Below are 18,361 nucleotides of genomic sequence, written 5' to 3'. Positions count from 1 at the left end.
GTTAAGCAATTGGGCGCTCAAAGGTATCTCATCAGCATCTCAACGGCTTCCTCAAATATCTCCCTGTCCCGCCCCTCGAGAACGCTCTCCAGATAGTGAAGGTTCGCGATGTTAATGATTATGTAGGCGGTGTTCCTGTCAAGGCCAAGGTCGTAGGCCTCGTAGAAGACGATTTCCCTGCCCAGGGCCTCATTCAGCATCTCCACGAAGTAGGCGATGTCCTCCACGCGGAGCTCGTCCCACTTGCTCTCCATCTCGTCGAAGTAGCGCTCCATTACGCGGAGAGTTTCAAGGTCAACCTTCAGCGTCCCCTCAAAGTATGGGAACTCTCCGACCCGGAAAATCTTGACGCCCTCCTCGTCCTGGACGCCGATGTAGTCCCACAGGAGAACGCCCTCCACCGGATTGTGGCCGTATTTGCTCGCCAGATATGAGAAGCGCTCCATTATCTCCGTCATATCGTCGAGGAACTCTTCCTCGTCTCTGAAGTGTATTATCTTGCTTATCGTTCCAGCCATGTTCTACACCTAATTGGAGTTGGGAGTGAAGTTATAAGGGTTTGCTCGTCTTCTGCATGAGAATCGCGAGCAGAAAGTAGCCGGCTAGGCCACCCAGAACATACCAGTTGCCCGGTGAGCTGTGCCTGATTCCAATAAGAAGCCATATCAGCGTGAAAAGTCCGAAGATGAAGACACTTCTTAGAGGTATTCTGCCGTCGAGGTAAATGCCAGCCGAAGAAGAGAGAACCACCCCGCCGACAAAAGCCCATGAAATAAGGGGAGTGAACTGTAGGCTGTACTGCTTCATTGTTAGAGCGAAGACGATTATGTAAACGAGCGGAAACACCGAACCCCATACCCTTTCCATACCGTTTGCCCCCTTAAATGATGCTCATCCCAGAAGGCTTTTATCTTTTTGGCACAATATAAATCTGCCCGACGAGTATCGGGTTGCGATGACGTCGGGACCCCCAGGGGGGCGACAGCTCAAATGCCCCCCTTACAAACTTCGCCTGCGCGAAGTTTGATCAAGGTTTGTGGCTCCTCCTCAGGGCTTGTTTCTAAAGTGTGATTATCGTGTGAGTTTAAGCCTTAGAATGTTGGAATTCGTTAAGGCACGCTCTTTTTAGAGGAGTTCGTTTTTAAACCAACGCCCGGAGGGCGTCAATGGGGGAGAACTCCCTTTTAGCTTGTAAAGCGAATGGATTCCGCGTTGAAAGCTCTTCACTTAGAATAATCACACTTAAGCACGTTCAAGTTTAGTGGAGCCACAAACTTTTGGTGAAGCTTTTCCAAAAAGCTTCAGCGCTGGCGGAAAATGAAGTGCTCGTTCTAAAATTGGCAATTTCTGAAAGGAGTTTCGTTCCAATTTGCTCCCCTATGAGTGTTTCACTCTTCAAACGGCGTCCAAAGGACGCCAAAAATGGACTGAAACTATTCAAAAGCTCCTACTTAATGTCAAACTCGCCTTAGAATTGCCCAATCCATCAGCGCACAACCTATTTTTGCTCCTTTGACTGGGAAAGGACGTTCTTTGGTCAAGCTTTCCTAAAGCTTGTTCGCCTGCGCGATGTCGAGCTTTGCTCGACACAAGGGACGACAGTCCCGCAGAGTTTGATCAAGGTTGGTGATTCGTTTTTGAGATGGTTTGCCTTGTTGGGTGTGATTTTTGGTGAAGAATTCCTTTTTGAAATTGCGTTGTTTAAGTGGGTTTGCTTCTTCCGCGCTCCGTTGGAGCGCTTTGATGGTTTAAACCCCTGTTTTGAGGCTTGTGAAATGTGAATTCCAGCTTAAAATGGCAGTTTGATAGTGCAAACCCTTTTCAACTGCACCTTTTGGAAGAGGAATCACAAACTTTGATGAAACTTTTAGCAAGAAAAGTTTCTTTGGTGGAGCTTTTCCCAAAAGCTTCAATCACACACTTTGATGAAACTTTGCCAGGCAAAGTTTCAGCGCTCGGATAAATTTTATAAGGGAATCCTCCATCAACCGGCGGGTTTGAGGGAACCGCGAACTTTGATGGGACTTTGCTCTCCAAAGTTTCCAGGCAAAGGTTTATAAAACGTCCCCGGAAACACTCTCCAGTCGTGAAAATCGGTTGATAATTAGGGGTGATGCTCATGGGAAGGACTACTAAAGTTGGTTCAGCCGGAAGATACGGTCCAAGGTACGGTCTCAAGATCAGGAGAAGGGTAGCGGCCGTTGAGGCCAAGATGAAGCAGAAGCACGTCTGCCCGGTCTGCGGAAGGAAGGCCGTCAGAAGGATAAGCACGGGCATATGGCAGTGCCAGAAGTGCGGCGCCACTTTCGCCGGCGGTGCCTACCTGCCGACCACTCCTGCCGGAAAGGTCGCCAAGCGTGTCACGGCCTCCAAGGCCTGACTCTTTCATTTAGTTTAGGGTGATAACCATGGTGATGGCCGTTTACCGCTGTGCAAAGTGTGGAAGGGAGGTCGAGCTCGACCTCGAGAACACCCGAGAGGTTCGCTGCCCCTACTGCGGCAGCAAGATACTCTACAAGCCCAGGCCCAGGGTGGCCAGGCGCGTAAAGGCGATCTGATTCTTTCGTTTCGAAAGCCTTTTATCGATTAAACGAATTTTGAGTGAGGGCCATGATGCTGATAACGACTTCCCACAGACCCACGAGAAGGACGAGGAGCTTCGGCCACGACCTGGAGAAGGTCTTCCCCAACTCTCTCTACCTGACCAGGGGAAAGAAAACGATACAGGATTTACTCATGGAGGCCTACGACAGGAACTATGAGAGGCTCCTGATAGTCAACGTCTGGAAGGGGAACCCGCTCAAGATGACCTTTATCAAGGTCGACCCCGAGGACTGGGGCTACCTCGGCTACCTGTACCTCCACGGCATAAAGCTCCAGCGTGAGATTGGTTTCAGGGAGATAAGGCCCATACGCGAGGAGATGCCGCTTGTTGTGACCACAGCAAAGCGCGTCGGCCTCGACCACGTTGCCTTCGCCCAGGTCTTTGCCGAGCTTACCGGTGGGAAGTTCGTGCCAAGAAAGGAGCGCTCGCTCCTCGGAATAGCGGACAGATACAACACAGATGTTCTGAGCGTCATCGAGAGGCACCCGCGCGGAATGGCGGTGAACTTCTATCGTCTTGACGTTAATAAGGAGAAGGCCGTTGGCCCGCTCATAAGTGTCAAGATATGGATAATGGAGGACGGGCGGAGATGGGACTACAAAGAGGCTCTTCTAAAGAAAAAACCTGGTCAATCGAAGGAATGATCGAGCTCTCCTTTCCCGACGAGGAGACTGCGAGAATAGTTTATGAAAGCGTCCTCTACGAGCACGAGAGCGTGCCCTATCGAAGGAGTAAGATAGAGTTTCTCCGCGAGGGGGACAGAATAATAATCCGCTTTCTCGCCCGGGACAACTCGGCTTTGAGAGGTACGCTGAACTCCTATCTGAGATGGATTAAGGTTGCCATAGATGCCATAGAACCTTGATTCTAGATGGTCATTGATTGTTGAATTTTCCTACATCCAGGGATAGATTTATATAACTCAAGAATACAGATTGAATTGTTACAGATGACGAAGGTGTAAACATGAAGTTTAGCAAAAACTTCGAACTCTCAGCGTTTTTTCTGTTGACGTTTGCATGGTCATGGGGCTTCTGGGGTTTGGGAGGATACACCAGAATAGCCCACCTTCTGGCACCCTTTGGGCCCACACTCATGGCTTTCCTCTTCACCTACCTCACATCCGGAAAAGGAGGCATAAGGAATCTACTGGGAAAGGGGGTTAGCCCCAGATTCTCCAAAGTCTGGCTGATTCCGGCTCTTTTCTTGATGCCGACCATAATCGGACTGTCACTACTACTTGTAGTCCTGAGCGGGGAGCCCCTCCCCGAAACGCCGCTCACTGGAAATCCCCTAACGCTTATTGCAGCGTTTTTCTATATCTTAGTCCTAGGAGGTCCCCTAGCGGAGGAGTTCGGATGGAGGGGTTTTGCCCTTGAGAGACTGCAGGCCAAGTACAATGCTCTAGTGGCGAGCCTGATTCTGGGGATAATATGGGGATTATGGCACCTTCCATTATTCTACTCCACCAATGAACTGTACAAGAACGTTCCTTTCCCAGGCTTCGTCGCGGGGACAATCCTCTTCTCCATACTCTTCACATGGATATTCAACAACACCAACGGAAGCGTTTTGACCGCAATACTGTTTCACACCAGTGGAAACTGGGGCCACTTTGCCTTTCCAATAACTGCAACCCAGTGGGGAAGCCTATACTCCTTGATAATAAACTTTGCCGTGGTTCTTGTGGTCCTCGCGGTGTGGGGAACAAAACGCATGAAGCGAGAACCCACTCCCAGTGCAACCCCATAACCTTCTTAAACTCCCTCCCTTATTCTAACCCGGCATTACGATTACGGAGGTGTGTGTCATGCAGAACATTCCGCCCCAGGTTCAGGCCATGCTCGGTCAGCTCGAGAGCTACCAGCAGCAGCTCCAGCTCGTCATTCAGCAGAAGCAGAAGGTTCAGCTTGAGCTCACCGAGGCAAAGAAGGCCTTGGAGGAGATCGAGAAGGTCGAGGATGGAACGGTTATCTACAAGACCGTCGGGACTCTCATTGTCAAGACGGAGAAGGCCAAGGCCCTAGAAGAGCTGAGAGAAAAGGTCGAGACCCTTGAGGTTCGCCTCAGTGCCCTTGAGAGGCAGGAAAAGAAGCTCAACGAGAAGCTCAAGGAGCTGACTGCAAAGATACAGAGTTCACTCCGCCCCACTGCGGGCTGACCTCTTCTCTTTCATTTGGGGGGATAGTGATGGACGAGGGAGCCAGCGGAAGGAGGGTCATCAACATCGGTCTGCCGGAGCTGAGCGAGGAGCAGCTCATAGAAATCGGCGAGCTCGCTCAGGAGACGATAATCAAGCACGTCTTCGACGTCCTCAACAGAAGTGATGTCAAGGATATAGAGGTCACGATGAGGATAAAACGAGAGGAAACCCTCGACCTTGAGGTTGAGGTCTACCTTGAGGTTCCGGTCTTTGTTAAGGTGGACGTTGAGGGGCTAATAGATGAAGCCGTTGAGAAGGCCTACGCGGCCGTCGAGAGGAAGCTGAGGGAGATTGCAGATGAGAGGAAAGCTCAAGCTTAAGCGCTTCCTGCAACGCTCACTGGACAAATCCTTCCTCCTCCTCTGCCACCACAACGCCGACCCCGATTCCCTTGGCTCGGCGATAGCCTTTGCCCTCTACCTCAAATCCCTGGGCGTTAAAAGCGTGAGAATAGGCGTCGCCCAGAGCGTCTCCTCCTACGCGAAGAGACTGTTAACGCTCTCACCCGTTCCGCTAGAGAAGGACCCCCTTGTTAGGGAAGATGTTGTCATGATCTTCGACACCTCCTCACTGGAACAGCTCGAACCTATCGAGATTCCGCGCGGTAAGACCGTAATCGTCGTAGACCACCACTTAGAAAAGGAGAAGCCGATCAAGGCAGATATATCCGTCGTTGACTCCTCACGCACATCCACGGCCGAGATAGTCTGGGAGCTGTTCAAATATTTTGGCTTCTACGATGAGACCGCCGTTAAGGCACTCCTGGCCGGAATAGTCACCGACACCGCCAACTTCCGCTTTGGGAACGCGAAGACCTTCAAGGCAGTAAGCGAGATGCTGGAGCGTTTCCCGATTCAGATGGGCGAGATTTTCCAGCTCATCGCTCCGGTCAGCGACGAAAACATCGATCAGGCGAAGCGCATGGCCATCCTCAAGGCCTGCCAGAGGCTTGAACTCAAAAAGTTCAGGAAGTATATCATAGCGGTCTCAAAGGTTTCCGCCTACGAGTCCCTGGCATGCAAGACGTTTCTAAACCTCGGCGCGGACATAGCGGTTGTGGGAAGTGAGAAGAAAGGGGTTCGGATTTCCGCGAGGGCCAAGGAGAACCTCGTCAAGAAAGGCCTTCACCTCGGCAAAATCATGGAGAAGGTCGGACCGATTATAGACGGCTCGGGCGGAGGCCATGCCGGCGCCGCCGGGGCGAACGGCAAGACTAACCTCGACGGGGGAATAAAGCTCATCCTGCGGGAGATTGAGAGGTTTTTAAAAGAAATTGAGAAGTAGACAACACCTTAACCCGTGCCAAGCTCTTTTTTAAACGCCGCCACGATACTGCTAACGGTTGAGTATTTGGGTTTCCATCCCCATTCCTTCCTTGCGCCAGAGTCGTCCACCCTCTCTATCTTTACGTTACCCAGTGCCCTTAATATCTCAGGGTCGGGTTTGATGTCAATCTCGGCACCGGGTATAAGTTCCTTAAGTTCCTCCGCGAAGTCTTTCACAACAACTTCAAGACCAACGACGTTGTATGTCCTTGTCTTGATGCGCTCTTCTGGAGCGTAATACAGCTCTACAATCGCTCTTGCCGCGTCTTTGTAATACATAATGGGTACCTTAGCCTCTCCCGGGAGCCAGAGGGAGTACGGTTCTCCTTTGAGTGCGTGCTCTATTGCCCACGGTATGCACTGGGCGATTCCAGGATGCTTGACACCTGGCCCGATGACCTCAGGATATCTAACGGCGCGGAAGTCTATTCCAAATTTGTGGTTGTAATAAAGACCCATAAGCTCGCCATAGACTTTGGATATCCCATAGAGAAGCCGTGGTCTTTGGACGCTTGTATCCGCGATTATAGGACTCGAATCTGGGTGTATCATAGATGCTAAGGAACTCGCATAAGCGATTTTCTCTACATTGAATAGTCTTGCAGCTTCAAGTATATTATAAGTGCCAGTGAAGTTAACCTCATGACAGGTCCAGGGGTCGCTTTCACACATTAGGCTGAGCATTGCAGCGAGATGGATGACCCCGTCGGGATGATACTCCTTAAAGGCATTTTCAACATGCCCCCGAATTGAGATATCCCCCTTCACAAATCTGGCGATTTCCTTCAGCTCCCCCTGGGGCTCACGACGTCCAATAATGATGACTTCCTCTCCCCTCTTTGCTAGCTCCTTAACGACTTCCCTACCTATAAATCCCGTGCCCCCAGTAACTAAAATGGCCATAAAATCACCCCAATGTTTATTAAAATGCAGAATATATAAACATTTGGATGGTTTTATCCAATATTGTTTCATATATCTTTGAAATGACTCGATCCATAAACGTTTTAATGAGGCTTTACTCAAGACCTTGGAGGTGAGAACATGGCAAAGTGCCCGCTCTGCGGTAAACCCCTCGACTGGGGTGAACTGATCGAGCAGATGCTAACCCTTGAGAACGCGGGGGAGGTTTTCAAAGACCGTGAAAAGTTCGTTCAAACCTTCGAGGGCTTCGTCTTCAAGTGTCCTCACTGCGGTGAGGAGTTCTACGGAAGGAACCTTCCAGAAAAAGAGGCCGAAAAGGTTTTCGAGCTCCTCAACGAGTTCAATGGATCAATAGACTGGGAAAACAAAAGGGTTCGCCTTAGGCTCAACAGCCTTTTAGCGCTCGACACAATGCTCGAACAGTGGGATAAAAAGGTCAGGGGATAGCGATAGCCTTTTTTACTTTCGTTCCCTATTTCCAGCGGTTGGTGGTTCTCGTGGAGGCCGTGGAGCTTTACCTTTCAAAAGGCGACTACAGAAGCGCGCTGAGAAACGCGCTGGAAATAGGAGATGAAATACGGCGGCTTCTTGCGTTAACAGAGGTACTGACGGCCTTTCCAAGGGAAGAAGTCCTGAGCCACATGCTGGAGACGCTCGAATCCATAAGCGGAACGCCGGAGAAGGCTTTAGCTTATTCTATCCTCGGCAGGGCCCTCTACACGCTCGACAGGGACAGGGACGCGGAGGCCTACTTTGAAAATGCCATAGGTATCGCCGGGAGCATAGACTCCCCGCGGGTTAGAGGGGGGGTCCTGGCAGGGATAGCGAGGAACCTCGTCCTCTCGGACCGCTATAAGGACGGCCTGGAGCTGTTCAGGGAGGCTGTGGAGCTTCTTCAGGCCTCACGGGGACTGTCCTCGGCGGCAACGTCGTCGCTGATAAAGGTCGCCCGGTTAATTGAGAAGAGCGCCGACGAGATACCCAATGAGATGGCCATTGACTTCTACGAATTGGCCAGGGATGTTTACGCCTCGATATTCTTCAAGCTCCAGGCAAAGTACATCGAGGACAAGATGGAGCTGATGAAGGACGTCCTGAAGAGGGGGAAAACAGCAGTAGAGGAGCTCCTTGAGAAGGGGGAGGTAGAGCTCGCTATCTCAATGATGCGCTTCCTCCCGCTTGAGGGAAGGGCAATAGCCATGCTCGAGCTGGCATACTGGCTCTACCTCCACGAGCAGCCGAAGCTCGGCAGGAAGGTCTTCGACGATGCCCTTGAGATAGTCTTTGTGGGTAAGTTCAGGCCAACTGACAGGGAGCTTGATGGAATAGCGAGGCGTTTCCTCCGCATAGGCTTCCTGGAGGAGCCGCTTATCCTCGCAGGAGTTATTCGGGACGACAGGACAGCCTCGGAGCTCCTCGGCGAGGTGGCTCTAGCCTATGCCCGCTGGGGTGACAAAGCTAAGGCCCGTTCGATAGCCGAGGGAATAAGGGACGAAAGCGTTAAGAACCGCGTTTTGGAGGCACTGGAGGGTGAGAGTTATGTGGGACACGAGCAAGGATTACCGCTTACTGGTGGCGGAGAAGAGCGTGGAGCTGTTCCTGAAGACGGTGGAGCACGCGAAGTTCAAGGGGAAGTGGAACAAGAAGGGAGCGATTCAGCTGGCGAAGGAGATGATCCCGGAGATACAGGCGATGAGGTACAGCTACGTGGAGCCGAAGGAACTGATTGAGACACCGCAGATGAAAGCTTTGAAGGAGAAGGCCGGCGGTATAATCGAGGCCCTTGGTGGCGAGGACTGGCACCACAAGTTCATCAGCCTGGCGGATAAGAGCGAGCGCGAAAAGGTCGAGGAGCAGGTGGCTAAGGTCAGGTTTTTCCTGAACACTATCCTCGGCCTCGACAAGAGGCTGGCCCTCGGCAAGATAAATGACCCGGTCATCGCGGTGGACATCAAGGTCGGGGAAGTGATGAGCGTCGGCAAGCACCCGAACGCCGACAGGCTTCTGGTTACCAACGTGAACATCGGCGACAGAGCGATAACGGTTGTCACCAACGACTTGAGCGTTAAGGAAGGAAACCGCGTCGCCGTTGCCCTGCTTCCGCCTGCGAACTTCCGCGGAATCGTCAGCGAGGGCATGTTCCTCGGTGCCGGAGAAGGCGTCCTGAAAGATGTCAAGGGGGAAATCGGCGGCCTTCCGAAGGGAATCCCGCTGGAGGCATTCAACGAGACGAGAAACCTTGTGGAGGCGTTTTTAAAGGGGTGATTTTTCAGACACATTTTTAATACCCTTTTCCAAGTTGTAACTGTGGTCTCCATGAGAAAAAGATACTTAGTATTAATCGCTGTTGTGGCCTCGCTCCTTCTTGCATTCCATATCATAGGCCACGAGACACGGGGTCCAAAGTCCAATTCCCCCACCCTCGCCCCGGATACCGCATTGAACATGCTCTACGACGCAAACCTGAGAAACTTCTCCCTTAAGCCACAGCTCACTTACTGGGTTGATGGGAGTACCTGCACGAAGCTCAGCCCGAAGTGCAGGATACTCCGTATGGAGGGTATAGTAGAGGTGAAAAACCGGACTTATCTGGCCTTCTTTGATCTCGAAAATATGAGTGTGAAGCTGGTCCCGGCAAACGAAACGCAGATAAAGAAGTATCTCCAGTTTTTTGAGGAACACAATGGCAAAGTGTTCCCCTGCAACTCCACGGTCAAATCCACCTTCGGTAAAGATATCGAGATAAAAAACGAGAATGGCACCTGTATAGTCCCGGCAGTTGTCAAAATCTGAGGGGGACTTAAAGGGACATAGAAACCCAAAAGAACAACACTAGTGAAGGAGTATGAACAACCCAAAACGCAGTCACTTGCTTGCATTTTTTGTTCTTTTGCTGCTGGCGTTAAGATTAGGCTTGCTCTGGGAAGATTTCAACACCCACAACGACCAGGACATCTCTCTTCCCGCTTACGTAGTTTTCCAGGATAAAATAGCCTCCACGGCCCTTGATTACTGCTACCAGCAGAACCCAGATTGGCGGTGTAGAGGGGTTACTCTTTGCGCCTGGCCCAACGGTACAGCAACGGTCGTCGTCTACGCCAACTACACGATTAAATGCATCGGCTCAACGTGTTATTCCGTCAACGGAACCTACTACCGCGTCGTCATAAACACGACCGACTGGAGCGTGCTCGGGTTTGAGCCGGCAAATAGGAGCATCGTCCAGGAAGTAATATCGGAATGCGGGAGGGTGTGGAAGGCAAAGGAAAAGAAATAAAAGGGACTAAACCCATGTCTCATAACGCTTAGGTGTTTTAACGAGGTGAACTTTTCGCTTTTTGTCCCGATGTATTCAATAGCTCACCTGATTACTCTCCTTTCTTTTGGTCTGTTCTCATCGTAAAACTCAACTCTGAATAAATTTATACTCGAAAAAAAGAAAGATAATTTACTAATAATAAAAGGAAAAGCTTATATACTAAAACGTGTATAAGTGCTATGAACCCTTCAGGAGGTGAACAGCTTGAGATGGAAGCCTATGTTAGCAGTCCTTTTGGGATTGATGATGCTTGGAATGACTGCAGGAACGGCAAGCGCAATATCGCCTCCAATAAGGGAGGAGGGGAAGTTCTTAGTATCTCTAAAGAATAATTCTATGCCAAGCAGTCTAGGGGAAATCTCATTTTTCAAATATATAGGACTCAATCAAGAATTCAAATTGCTATCAGACGATGGAACAATATTCAACTTGGCTCATGAGCCTGCAAACATTAGTATCAAGAGAGATCATGGAGCCACAAAAATTATCAGAAAATATCACCTGGGGAAAATACTAGTTTCAGAAATAATATTTGTTGAAAGAGGTAAACTAAAAACTATTCTTGTCGTTAGTTCCAAAGAAACGACAAATCTAACAATATTGTGGAATGTTTATTCTCCTGTCTTCAGAGATTTTGACACTGTGAACACTAAGCAAGCTCATCCCACCGGAACAATTTCCCAAACGATCATAGGCCAAAGCAATAACATTAGATTTACCTTGTCATATGGTGAAGTATATTCAAAATTTAAATCCTCAATCATAACTCGGCAAGGCATTTCTCTAATATTTGGGCCATTTAGCATATCCCAACACGAAACACTCAATATCGGGGAGTTTGAGATATCTATTCAAAGAGCCCCTGCTAACAAGATAATCCCTATGGGATATTATTACTACACCCCATCACCGGCTAGGTATCCAATAAAAAGGTATTTCGACATCTACGACCACGATGGCAACGTCGTTGGTAGAGCTGTTGTGGCAATCTACGGAAGCAGAAAAAGAGGAAGCAACTACGCATACCTCGAGGACGGAATGGAAGGATTTACTTCAGTTGGCTATGCAGTAGCTCCCAAATATGGGAGGTTTCATTCACTATACACTAAATTTGAGTTTTGTGGGGGTTATTTCGGTTCTGGATATCCAAATGTCCCAATAGAACTCAATTATGAGGCCTTAGGTGGGCATCGTACCAGCACACAGTTTATTGATGTTCACAGAACTCTCATAGATCTTGTTTCTAACTACATTGAAAGAGGAGAGTTTATAAGTATTATACTCAATGGACTGCTGGCCAGAGATGGCAATGGGAGAAGTATCAATCTCCTCGAGAGAAGGTACTCTGGTAAATCGATTATAACTTCGAGGTACGTTAGATTATACCCTCTTGGGGTAGACGAAATAGGCCAGTACTACACATACACTGTACACCTTCCTTATACTCTAGATGAGGACATGATAAAGTTCTGCCTCACAGTAAGGCCTGGAATTGCATTACCTCACCCCACTTTACCCACTGATACTTTATACACAAGGGACTATACGATACCTATATGGATAGCACTTCAGAGGCCGTAACATGTTATGGGGTGGCACATAATGAATATCAAAGATTGGGCACGCACTAATTTCAAAGAACTCCTTGCAGTTTATCTTCTTTATGTTATTCTTTTAAATCTGGTTGTTCCACAGTCGTCCCTGATATCAGGTGGTAAGGATGCCGAATTGCATGGGGCACTCAAATTGCCCGTAAAAGGGATAGCCTATGAGGGATCTCTAAATTGCTGGAATTCAACCAGAGAGTCGGTAAACGGGCCATATCTTATGTGTCGCTTTGCTATCTCAGAAAAGCCCTCTGTAAGCCGGGGAATTATGGTCAAGTTCTCCTCGAGTTCATCGGAACCATTTCGCATCAAGGCCGTTAGGGAGGATCTAATACTAAACGTGCCCCCAGATTTTACGGGCATGGCAAAACTTGAGGTCACAATTAGGACATACGACGTGTGGTGGACAGGTATAGTTGTTCCACACAGTGCCAGGGTTGTTTTAACCCTCAACTGCACTGGAACAGAATGCGAGTTAAGTCGTATCGCCAGAAGCTGAACGGTTTAACTCCTCGCTATAGGCGGGGAGGCTTGAGGGGTTCCCATTTAGACCTATAACAAAGAGGGCCTTCAACCCTCTGGCTCGGTCTTGCCCCCATTACCCTACTACAAAGGCTTGGGGTTATCGCCTCAAAGTCCCCCAAACTCCAACTGCCCAAGAGGGCTTTAGCAGGGACACAATGAAAGCTCTCCCCCTTCCCCATGAAACTTAAAAGGCTTTCAATGATTTTGAACAGCTGACTCAAGAATACTTCATCCCCCAAAGGGCGAGGCTTTCGGAGGGTAATACCAGAATGTGGGAGGGTGTGAAAGGCAAAGGAAAAGTGAGGGGCCTCAAATCCCCATCCTCTTCTTCACTACCTCCAACGCCCTCTCCGCATCGCCCCTGAACTCAGGGTAGCCAAGTTCCTCCATGGTCGCAGGCAGTGGGATCCCAAGCTCCTCGTGCCAGCCCCTCAGCCTGTAGAACTCCCTTCTAGCCTCAAGAAAGTCGTTGTAGTCTATGAAGGCCTTATTGCCCTTTGCAGGGCCTTCTGGCTCTGGCTCCCACCAGCGTGGTGGTATGGTGTCGTCCATCGGCGGTGTTACCCAGTCGAGGGCGTCGTGTATCCTGGCAATGCTCTCCACCACCTGCGAGACCTTCCTGAGCTTCTCAACAGTCCACTCCTCACCGGTTGCGAGCGAGTAGAGCCTGGCTAACTCCTCCATCCTGTAGGGGACAAACTTACATGTTCCGAGCATGTCGGTGATGTAGCTCTCGTCCCTGCCCTCTATCATCGAGGGCACCAGTTCCTTTGCCGGTCCCTGATTCGGGAGCTGGTGGGGCCTCGGCCAGCCGCGGAGGTGGCTCGCACCAACGTCGGCAGTGGCGTAGCTCAAAGCGTAGGTTCTCCTTCCGCGCGGGTCCCAGGCGGGGCTCTCCATTCCCTTCACGTGGACGGCGAACTCACAGCCCCTACCCAAGCGCTCGCAGGCGCGCTTAACACCGTCGGCAAGGATCGCTCCGATGCCCTTCCTCTCCGCCATCAGCCTGATAAGCTTTTCCTCAGCCTCCTCGTCGCCGAAGCCCTTGACTGGGAAGCCGATTTCTTCTTCGCTCACAAGCCCGCGCTCGACCATCTCGAAGAACCAACCGATGGTGGCTCCTGTCGCTATGCTGTCCAGTCCGAGGTCGTTCACGAGCCAGTTAAAGTAAGCCACCACAGGGAAGTTGAAGACGCCGGTTGCAGCGCCGAGCATCGCTATGCTCTCGTATTCGGGCTTGACGCGTATCTTCCTGCCCTTGTATTCCACCTCAACGTAGCGGGCGCACTTTATAGGACAGCTCTTGCCGTGAACGAACCACTCAGGAGTTACCTCATACTTCTTGACCTCGTCTCCTGCCAGCTTGCTCGCCAGCTCGTCCGGGATGTAGGGCCTTGAGAAGTTGTAGGCCGGACTCATGCCCAGGGAGGCGGCGCTCCTTAAGGCGTCGCTCGTTCCGTAGTTCCTCGTGTGCTCGTACTTGGGGTCGGTGGCGAAGTGGTCGTAAAAGCTCTGCCAGAGCCTCTGGAACTCCTCTGGATTGGCCACCTTGGGCTTCTCTCCTGGTTCAACGACAACGGCCTTGACCTTTTTGCTTCCGAGAACCGCTCCGAGACCGCCCCTTCCGCTGGCTCTCTCGGTGTCGTAGATGACGTTGGCTATCCTGCTGAGCCTCTCACCTGCGGGGCCTATCAGGGCCATGCTCGCTTTCGGGTGTTCCTTCCACAGCTCCCTGGCTACCTCGTAGTTGCCCCTGCCCCAGAGATGGCTTGCGTCTCTAATCTCGACTTTCCCATCGTGGACGTAGAGGTAAACCAGCTCCTCACTCTTTCCCTCGATGATGAGGGCATCGAAATGGCCCTTGAGCTTTGGGCCAAAGGCGTCTCCACCGCTTGAATCACTGATAAGCCCCGTCTCCGGGCTCTTGCTCACCGCTATGACCTTGCTTGAGCCAGGTACGAGGCCGGTTAATCCGCCAGGGGCGAAAACGAACTTGTTGGCCTCGCTCAATGGCTCAGTTCCCGGAGGAACCTCGCGATAAATCAGGTAGTAGCCAAGACCCTTCCCGCCGATGAACTTTCTGATTACCTCATCGGGCAGTTCCTCGTAGGTTACCTTTCCTGTCGTCAGGTTTATCCGGGCAATTCGGTTGTGGTAGGCAAACATCAGACGCACCCCCTTGCCTTTTCCCTATCCTCCTTACTCAACCGCCACCCCATCGCACCGGCGTTCTCCTCGACGTGCTCCTTCCTGCCGGCCTTGGGGATTGCAATAACGTTCTCCTCCCAGATTAGGTAGTTGAGAGCGACCTGGGCAGAGGTCTTCCCGTATTTCTTTCCGATTTCCTCCAGGCAGGGGTTCCTCGCGAGCGAGCCTTTTTCGAGGGGCGTGTATGCTATGAGCGCTATTTTTTCGCGCTTCATGTAGTCGAGCAGTCCGCTCGTTTCGGGCCATCTATCTCCAAGAGAATACTTCACCTCGTTGGCGACTATCTCGTACTTCTTCATCGTCTCTTGGGAGCGTTTGAGTAGCTCAAGGTCGAAGTTGCTGACGCCTATGTATCTGATTAGTCCTTCATCAACGAGCTCCTCCAAAGCGTGGAGCGTCTCCTCTATTTTCCTCCAGCTATCGCCGGGCCAGTGGAGAAGGTAGAGGTCTATGTAGGTGCCGAGTCTTTTTATACTCCCTCTTGCGGCCTTCTTCGCCTCGCTGTAGCCGAAGTGACTCGGCCACACCTTGCTGATTATGAAAAGTTCTTCCCTCTCAAAGCCGTTTACAGCTTTTCCAACGAGTTCTTCGCTGTGACCGGCCCCGTAGAATTCAGCTGTGTCGATGAGGTTTATACCGAGTCCAAGGCCATGCTTGAGAACCTCAACGCTCTCCTCATCCCGGGAGTAGTCGGGGCTCTCGTAGCCGCCTATACCCCACGTGCCCATTCCTATGGCAGTTACCCTATCGTCACCGATAACCTTTAGGTCTTTCATTGTGGACACCTAAAAGCCTTAGGTTTCCGAACTTATTAAGGTTTGCGTCTTAACGCTTAGATGAGTGGACAAACCTGGGAAGTGAAGGCTTTTTAACTTCAAGTGCTTTTCATCCGGTGGTGATACAATGGATCCAATCTCAAAGGCCATTGAAGAGGCAAAGAACAACCCGAAACTTAGAAAAAAGCTCAGGATAAAGGCGGCCCTCACCACTGTGCTGATGATTGCCTTTTTGGGCGTGATATTCATAACCGTGGGAACGTTCATCTCGGCAAGGCAGGGCACTTTCCTGGGGATGAATCAGCTCGATTTCCTGAGGCTTAGGGCAAGGTACGGGCTCCTCATGATGTTCCTGATAATCCTCCACATTGCGACCAACTGGAGGATATACAGAAAGGAGCTGGAGCTGCTTTCCGGTTAAACCTCCTCCAGCTTTCTCTTTACCTCTTCTGTGTTTTTCCTCGTTTCTTCAAGCGCGTTCTTGAGCCTCTCAATCTCGACCTTGAATTCGTTCAGGATCTTGTTCACCTGATAGAACGCGAATATGAGCACGACGAGGATTATCAAACCGAGTATTATGCTTATCCATCCACTTGGCGTTGACATGTACCCATCTCCCCACGGCATTTTCATTCCTCTAGGTTCTTCAACAGCTCGTTGTCGATGACTATCCTGAACTGCTTCGCGCGGTAGTACTTCTTCGCCCTCGGATCATTGAGTTCGAGGCGGAGCTCGCTCTCCACCAGCCCGGCCTTTTCGAGCTTCTTGAGATGGAGAAAGAGGAGCTGTCGCAATATTCCAGGTTCTTTGGCGAGTTCGTAGACGTACCACTCCTTTTCGCAGAGCAGCTTGGGTATCCTACCTACTGGGATTGCCGAGGGCTTCGCCCACCCTCACGAGCTCCTCGATCGTCTGTAACTGGCTATCACTCTTGATGCTGTGTAATTGAAGCACCAAATAAAAACCAGGAAAGGATAAAAAGGTTTCAGCGACCCACTACCCTGAGATACTCCTCCTGGCTCAGAACCTGGGGAGAATAGGTTACATCGTACCGGTTCTCCAGCAGCCTTGTGAAGGCCCTGAGGTGGTTCTCTGAGCCATTCATGAGGCTCTCGAAGACCGCCTTTACGTCTTCGTTATCGGTTCTCTTCAGCCACTCCTCAAGGTCCTTGATGTCTATCTCCTCTATCAGCGCGCCGATCTTGAGGGCCTCAACCTCGTTCACACTTCCCTTGGAGACCAGCTCTTCGTAGAGGTTCTGCATCTCTGTACTGTTGAACTCCCCGATGCCCATTCCATCCACCGGGTCGGTGAGGTTGTACTTCTCTATGAGGCCCAATACGGCATCCATGTGGGTCTGCTCGCTCCTCGCTATGTTCTGGAACACCGGAAGTCCAGTCTTATTGTACAGCACGAGGTAGACGTCCCTGGCGAGCTTCTCCTCCTCGCGCATGTAGAGTATGGCGTCAATTTCGTCCCGACTCAGTTCCTGGTATGGCATGGTCGAGACGTCTGGAATATCAGCAGAGCCCACGGGCGGAGCGGCCCCGTAGCCCCTGTCCTTCGGGGGGTCACCGGCTCTGGAAGGGGCTTCCGTTGCAGTTCCCGTCGCTGAGTCACTGGTTATGCAGCCTGATGCCGCGACCGCAAGCAGGAGCAGGCCAACTACCAGGATACCCAGCTTTTTCATCCCTCTTCACCCCTCAGTTCGGCTATTGCCTCCTCCAGGATGGCCTTGAACTCCTCCCGGTCAAGGCCGTACTCGTACTCCACCCGAGCGAGCGTGTCGTCAGGACTGGCTTCGATTCCCTGCATCTTCAATCTTTCCAGCAGATCGATAACCGAGACGTTGAACTCCTGGGCGAGCTGCTCAAAGGTGTAGTACTTCATCATCGTGCCCGTTATGTAAACGGTGGTGTTGCCCTCGTAGGTGTAGTCGATGCCCCCTTCTTCCTCCACGACGTACGTTGCAAAGGCCTGGTAACCGGCCGCGAGCAGGAGCAGTGGAATCACGAAGGCAACAACTGCCTTGAACCTGGATCCCCTGAAAGCTGACTTCAGCATCACCCACATGCTCTTCAGCCCTATCGCCAGGTGTATTGTGACGAGCCCTGCCATGACGAAGCCGAAGTAGGTGTGGACGTTGGTGAGTGCCTCCTTGTCCAGGCCCAGGAAGGTCCAGCCGATGGCCTCTGCGATTCTGCCGCTGGGTGCAAGGTACAGCCCGATTCCAGTCACCAGCACTACGACGAACACGACCGCCAGCAGGAGATCGATTATTCCTCTGACAAGGGCCGAAGCCCTCATTCTCCCACCTCCGGTGGGCACTTAAAGCTGCAGCTCTTTTTCATCTCAATCACCTCATCTCCTCATTATTGCGTATAGCAGCGCTCCCAGGAGCAGGAACGGGAGCAGCAGGAATGCGAGTCTTGCAAACATGATAAAGATGGCAAATATCCCGAGGCCCCACCAGCCGAATCCCCAGCCGCGCCTTCCATGTATAGGACCTAGTGCAGGACCGAATCCCCTCGGCACCTTCACACCCCCAGGTAGAGCCAGCCAACGATTTTATCCCCACAGTCCAGAGTGACCTTGACTCCGAAGGGCGTCTGGTAGGCGCTTCCTATGGTGACACTGGAGAGCTCACAGCCGACCACCTTGCCGACGTAGTTGCCGTACTCATCGAGTAGCTTGAGCACCGTCCCCCTCGAAGTCTCGTAGCGCTCCACCTTAACGCGCCTGAGCAGGGTCAGGGCGTCTTCCCTTACCTCTTCAACGTCTATCTCTTCGAGCGGAAACTCACCATACTCAACTAAGTGCCAAACTCGGGACTTGACTTCCATAAGGTTCGCCTCCCGGAAAGTTAGAA

General features: G+C 51.3%; 25 protein-coding genes and 1 pseudogene. 15 read left to right on the top strand and 11 right to left on the bottom strand.

The features are described from left to right. Window positions 1-17: 17 nt before the first annotated feature. On the bottom strand, window positions 18-518 hold the full coding sequence (locus tag E3E25_RS03805) for a hypothetical protein (protein ID WP_167891877.1): 501 nt from the start codon (window positions 516-518) through the stop codon (window positions 18-20). Window positions 519-549: 31 nt separating this feature from the next. Continuing rightward, entirely contained in the window at window positions 550-867 is a 318-nt protein-coding gene (locus E3E25_RS03800) for a hypothetical protein (RefSeq protein ID WP_055428613.1), read from the bottom strand. Window positions 868-2,119: 1,252 nt separating this feature from the next. Here E3E25_RS03800 and E3E25_RS03795 point away from each other — a divergent pair. The 8 genes from E3E25_RS03795 to E3E25_RS03760 all read left to right on the top strand — a co-directional run bounded on the left by E3E25_RS03795 (window position 2,120) and on the right by E3E25_RS03760 (window position 6,092). Further along, complete coding sequence (locus tag E3E25_RS03795) at window positions 2,120-2,380, top strand: 50S ribosomal protein L37ae (protein WP_014012168.1); 261 nt, start codon at window positions 2,120-2,122, stop codon at window positions 2,378-2,380. Between the two features lie 28 nt (window positions 2,381-2,408). Then, window positions 2,409-2,558, top strand: a complete 150-nt coding sequence (locus E3E25_RS03790; protein WP_014788082.1) for a DNA-directed RNA polymerase subunit P — start codon at window positions 2,409-2,411, stop codon at window positions 2,556-2,558. A gap of 52 nt (window positions 2,559-2,610) precedes the next feature. After that, window positions 2,611-3,249 (top strand): ribosomal biogenesis protein, encoded by a 639-nt coding sequence (locus E3E25_RS03785; protein WP_167892659.1) that lies wholly within the window; start codon window positions 2,611-2,613, stop codon window positions 3,247-3,249. Continuing rightward, window positions 3,195-3,470, top strand: a complete 276-nt coding sequence (gene pcc1, locus E3E25_RS03780; RefSeq protein ID WP_255496490.1) for a KEOPS complex subunit Pcc1 — start codon at window positions 3,195-3,197, stop codon at window positions 3,468-3,470. Before E3E25_RS03785 ends, pcc1 begins: the two co-directional genes overlap by 55 nt. Window positions 3,471-3,571: 101 nt before the next feature. Continuing rightward, window positions 3,572-4,357 carry a type II CAAX endopeptidase family protein gene (locus E3E25_RS03775; protein ID WP_167891875.1) on the top strand — a complete coding sequence of 262 codons (786 nt, stop codon included), beginning with the start codon at window positions 3,572-3,574 and terminating at the stop codon, window positions 4,355-4,357. A gap of 58 nt (window positions 4,358-4,415) precedes the next feature. Further along, window positions 4,416-4,766: a prefoldin subunit beta gene (locus tag E3E25_RS03770; protein WP_167891874.1), complete on the top strand. Its 351-nt coding sequence runs from the start codon at window positions 4,416-4,418 to the stop codon at window positions 4,764-4,766. 29 nt (window positions 4,767-4,795) lie between these two features. After that, on the top strand, window positions 4,796-5,128 hold the full coding sequence (locus tag E3E25_RS03765) for a DUF3194 domain-containing protein (RefSeq protein ID WP_167891873.1): 333 nt from the start codon (window positions 4,796-4,798) through the stop codon (window positions 5,126-5,128). Continuing rightward, window positions 5,106-6,092 (top strand): bifunctional oligoribonuclease/PAP phosphatase NrnA, encoded by a 987-nt coding sequence (locus E3E25_RS03760; protein WP_167891872.1) that lies wholly within the window; start codon window positions 5,106-5,108, stop codon window positions 6,090-6,092. The genes E3E25_RS03765 and E3E25_RS03760 overlap by 23 nt, the downstream gene beginning before the upstream one ends. 8 nt (window positions 6,093-6,100) lie before the next feature. On the opposite strand, the gene E3E25_RS03755 is transcribed toward E3E25_RS03760, so the two are convergent. Next, window positions 6,101-7,036: an SDR family NAD(P)-dependent oxidoreductase gene (locus tag E3E25_RS03755; RefSeq protein ID WP_167891871.1), complete on the bottom strand. Its 936-nt coding sequence runs from the start codon at window positions 7,034-7,036 to the stop codon at window positions 6,101-6,103. A gap of 141 nt (window positions 7,037-7,177) precedes the next feature. Between E3E25_RS03755 and E3E25_RS03750 the strand changes: the two genes are divergently transcribed. The 6 genes from E3E25_RS03750 (at window position 7,178) to E3E25_RS03720 (ending at window position 12,482) form a co-directional block, all read left to right on the top strand. Beyond that, window positions 7,178-7,504 carry a hypothetical protein gene (locus E3E25_RS03750; RefSeq protein WP_167891870.1) on the top strand — a complete coding sequence of 109 codons (327 nt, stop codon included), beginning with the start codon at window positions 7,178-7,180 and terminating at the stop codon, window positions 7,502-7,504. A 1,092-nt stretch (window positions 7,505-8,596) separates the two neighbouring features. Continuing rightward, entirely contained in the window at window positions 8,597-9,322 is a 726-nt protein-coding gene (locus tag E3E25_RS03740) for a tRNA-binding protein (protein ID WP_167892658.1), read from the top strand. Window positions 9,323-9,364: 42 nt separating this feature from the next. After that, window positions 9,365-9,850, top strand: a complete 486-nt coding sequence (locus tag E3E25_RS03735) for a hypothetical protein (protein WP_167891869.1) — start codon at window positions 9,365-9,367, stop codon at window positions 9,848-9,850. 121 nt (window positions 9,851-9,971) lie between these two features. Then, entirely contained in the window at window positions 9,972-10,334 is a 363-nt protein-coding gene (locus E3E25_RS03730) for a hypothetical protein (RefSeq protein ID WP_167891868.1), read from the top strand. A 246-nt stretch (window positions 10,335-10,580) separates the two neighbouring features. Next, on the top strand, window positions 10,581-11,957 hold the full coding sequence (locus tag E3E25_RS03725; RefSeq protein WP_167891867.1) for a hypothetical protein: 1,377 nt from the start codon (window positions 10,581-10,583) through the stop codon (window positions 11,955-11,957). Window positions 11,958-11,978: 21 nt separating this feature from the next. Beyond that, the gene (locus E3E25_RS03720) at window positions 11,979-12,482 is read left to right on the top strand and encodes a hypothetical protein (protein WP_167891866.1); all 504 of its coding nucleotides are present in this window, start codon (window positions 11,979-11,981) and stop codon (window positions 12,480-12,482) included. Between the two features lie 335 nt (window positions 12,483-12,817). On the opposite strand, the gene E3E25_RS03715 is transcribed toward E3E25_RS03720, so the two are convergent. Together E3E25_RS03715 and E3E25_RS03710 are read right to left on the bottom strand one after the other, a co-directional pair. After that, window positions 12,818-14,674 carry an aldehyde ferredoxin oxidoreductase family protein gene (locus tag E3E25_RS03715; RefSeq protein ID WP_167891865.1) on the bottom strand — a complete coding sequence of 619 codons (1,857 nt, stop codon included), beginning with the start codon at window positions 14,672-14,674 and terminating at the stop codon, window positions 12,818-12,820. Next, the gene (locus E3E25_RS03710) at window positions 14,674-15,492 is read right to left on the bottom strand and encodes an aldo/keto reductase (protein ID WP_167892657.1); all 819 of its coding nucleotides are present in this window, start codon (window positions 15,490-15,492) and stop codon (window positions 14,674-14,676) included. The genes E3E25_RS03715 and E3E25_RS03710 overlap by 1 nt, the downstream gene beginning before the upstream one ends. Before the next feature lie 127 nt (window positions 15,493-15,619). On the opposite strand from E3E25_RS03710, the gene E3E25_RS03705 reads away from it, so the two are divergent. Continuing rightward, window positions 15,620-15,913 (top strand): hypothetical protein, encoded by a 294-nt coding sequence (locus E3E25_RS03705; protein ID WP_167891864.1) that lies wholly within the window; start codon window positions 15,620-15,622, stop codon window positions 15,911-15,913. Here the strand turns inward: E3E25_RS03705 and E3E25_RS03700 are convergent. The 6 genes and pseudogenes from E3E25_RS03700 to E3E25_RS03675 form a co-directional block, all read right to left on the bottom strand. After that, the gene (locus tag E3E25_RS03700; RefSeq protein ID WP_240910740.1) at window positions 15,910-16,119 is read right to left on the bottom strand and encodes a hypothetical protein; all 210 of its coding nucleotides are present in this window, start codon (window positions 16,117-16,119) and stop codon (window positions 15,910-15,912) included. The two genes, E3E25_RS03705 and E3E25_RS03700, sit on opposite strands and share 4 nt — an antisense overlap. A 2-nt stretch (window positions 16,120-16,121) precedes the next feature. Next, window positions 16,122-16,428, bottom strand: a pseudogene (locus E3E25_RS03695) (ArsR/SmtB family transcription factor). Between the two features lie 49 nt (window positions 16,429-16,477). Beyond that, window positions 16,478-17,182, bottom strand: a complete 705-nt coding sequence (locus E3E25_RS03690) for a DUF2202 domain-containing protein (protein ID WP_167891863.1) — start codon at window positions 17,180-17,182, stop codon at window positions 16,478-16,480. After that, the gene (locus E3E25_RS03685; protein WP_167891862.1) at window positions 17,179-17,799 is read right to left on the bottom strand and encodes a DUF4405 domain-containing protein; all 621 of its coding nucleotides are present in this window, start codon (window positions 17,797-17,799) and stop codon (window positions 17,179-17,181) included. Before E3E25_RS03685 ends, E3E25_RS03690 begins: the two co-directional genes overlap by 4 nt. Window positions 17,800-17,853: 54 nt before the next feature. After that, complete coding sequence (locus tag E3E25_RS03680; RefSeq protein ID WP_167891861.1) at window positions 17,854-18,027, bottom strand: hypothetical protein; 174 nt, start codon at window positions 18,025-18,027, stop codon at window positions 17,854-17,856. A 2-nt stretch (window positions 18,028-18,029) separates the two neighbouring features. Next, a complete protein-coding gene (locus tag E3E25_RS03675; protein ID WP_167891860.1) occupies window positions 18,030-18,335 on the bottom strand; it encodes a hypothetical protein in 306 nt (101 codons plus the stop codon). Window positions 18,336-18,361 lie beyond the last annotated feature (26 nt).

Source organism: Thermococcus sp. MAR1, assembly GCF_012027305.1.
In the GTDB taxonomy this organism is placed as follows: domain Archaea; phylum Methanobacteriota_B; class Thermococci; order Thermococcales; family Thermococcaceae; genus Thermococcus.
The sequence above is the reverse complement of the archived record's forward strand: the minus strand, read 5'-3'. Positions and strand labels throughout refer to the sequence as shown.

Bases quoted from the DNA above. Each gene is read 5' to 3' on its own strand.
- E3E25_RS03805 (WP_167891877.1), bottom strand. From the start codon at position 518: ATGGCTGGAACGATAAGCAAGATAATACACTTCAGAGACGAGGAAGAG.
- E3E25_RS03800 (WP_055428613.1), bottom strand. From the start codon at position 867: ATGGAAAGGGTATGGGGTTCGGTGTTTCCGCTCGTTTACATAATCGTC.
- E3E25_RS03795 (WP_014012168.1), top strand. From the start codon at position 2,120: ATGGGAAGGACTACTAAAGTTGGTTCAGCCGGAAGATACGGTCCAAGG.
- E3E25_RS03790 (WP_014788082.1), top strand. From the start codon at position 2,409: ATGGTGATGGCCGTTTACCGCTGTGCAAAGTGTGGAAGGGAGGTCGAG.
- E3E25_RS03785 (WP_167892659.1), top strand. From the start codon at position 2,611: ATGATGCTGATAACGACTTCCCACAGACCCACGAGAAGGACGAGGAGC.
- pcc1 (WP_255496490.1), top strand. From the start codon at position 3,195: ATGGGACTACAAAGAGGCTCTTCTAAAGAAAAAACCTGGTCAATCGAA.
- E3E25_RS03775 (WP_167891875.1), top strand. From the start codon at position 3,572: ATGAAGTTTAGCAAAAACTTCGAACTCTCAGCGTTTTTTCTGTTGACG.
- E3E25_RS03770 (WP_167891874.1), top strand. From the start codon at position 4,416: ATGCAGAACATTCCGCCCCAGGTTCAGGCCATGCTCGGTCAGCTCGAG.
- E3E25_RS03765 (WP_167891873.1), top strand. From the start codon at position 4,796: ATGGACGAGGGAGCCAGCGGAAGGAGGGTCATCAACATCGGTCTGCCG.
- E3E25_RS03760 (WP_167891872.1), top strand. From the start codon at position 5,106: ATGAGAGGAAAGCTCAAGCTTAAGCGCTTCCTGCAACGCTCACTGGAC.
- E3E25_RS03755 (WP_167891871.1), bottom strand. From the start codon at position 7,036: ATGGCCATTTTAGTTACTGGGGGCACGGGATTTATAGGTAGGGAAGTC.
- E3E25_RS03750 (WP_167891870.1), top strand. From the start codon at position 7,178: ATGGCAAAGTGCCCGCTCTGCGGTAAACCCCTCGACTGGGGTGAACTG.
- E3E25_RS03740 (WP_167892658.1), top strand. From the start codon at position 8,597: ATGTGGGACACGAGCAAGGATTACCGCTTACTGGTGGCGGAGAAGAGC.
- E3E25_RS03720 (WP_167891866.1), top strand. From the start codon at position 11,979: ATGAATATCAAAGATTGGGCACGCACTAATTTCAAAGAACTCCTTGCA.
- E3E25_RS03715 (WP_167891865.1), bottom strand. From the start codon at position 14,674: ATGTTTGCCTACCACAACCGAATTGCCCGGATAAACCTGACGACAGGA.
- E3E25_RS03710 (WP_167892657.1), bottom strand. From the start codon at position 15,492: ATGAAAGACCTAAAGGTTATCGGTGACGATAGGGTAACTGCCATAGGA.
- E3E25_RS03705 (WP_167891864.1), top strand. From the start codon at position 15,620: ATGGATCCAATCTCAAAGGCCATTGAAGAGGCAAAGAACAACCCGAAA.
- E3E25_RS03700 (WP_240910740.1), bottom strand. From the start codon at position 16,119: ATGCCGTGGGGAGATGGGTACATGTCAACGCCAAGTGGATGGATAAGC.
- E3E25_RS03690 (WP_167891863.1), bottom strand. From the start codon at position 17,182: ATGAAAAAGCTGGGTATCCTGGTAGTTGGCCTGCTCCTGCTTGCGGTC.
- E3E25_RS03685 (WP_167891862.1), bottom strand. From the start codon at position 17,799: ATGAGGGCTTCGGCCCTTGTCAGAGGAATAATCGATCTCCTGCTGGCG.
- E3E25_RS03675 (WP_167891860.1), bottom strand. From the start codon at position 18,335: ATGGAAGTCAAGTCCCGAGTTTGGCACTTAGTTGAGTATGGTGAGTTT.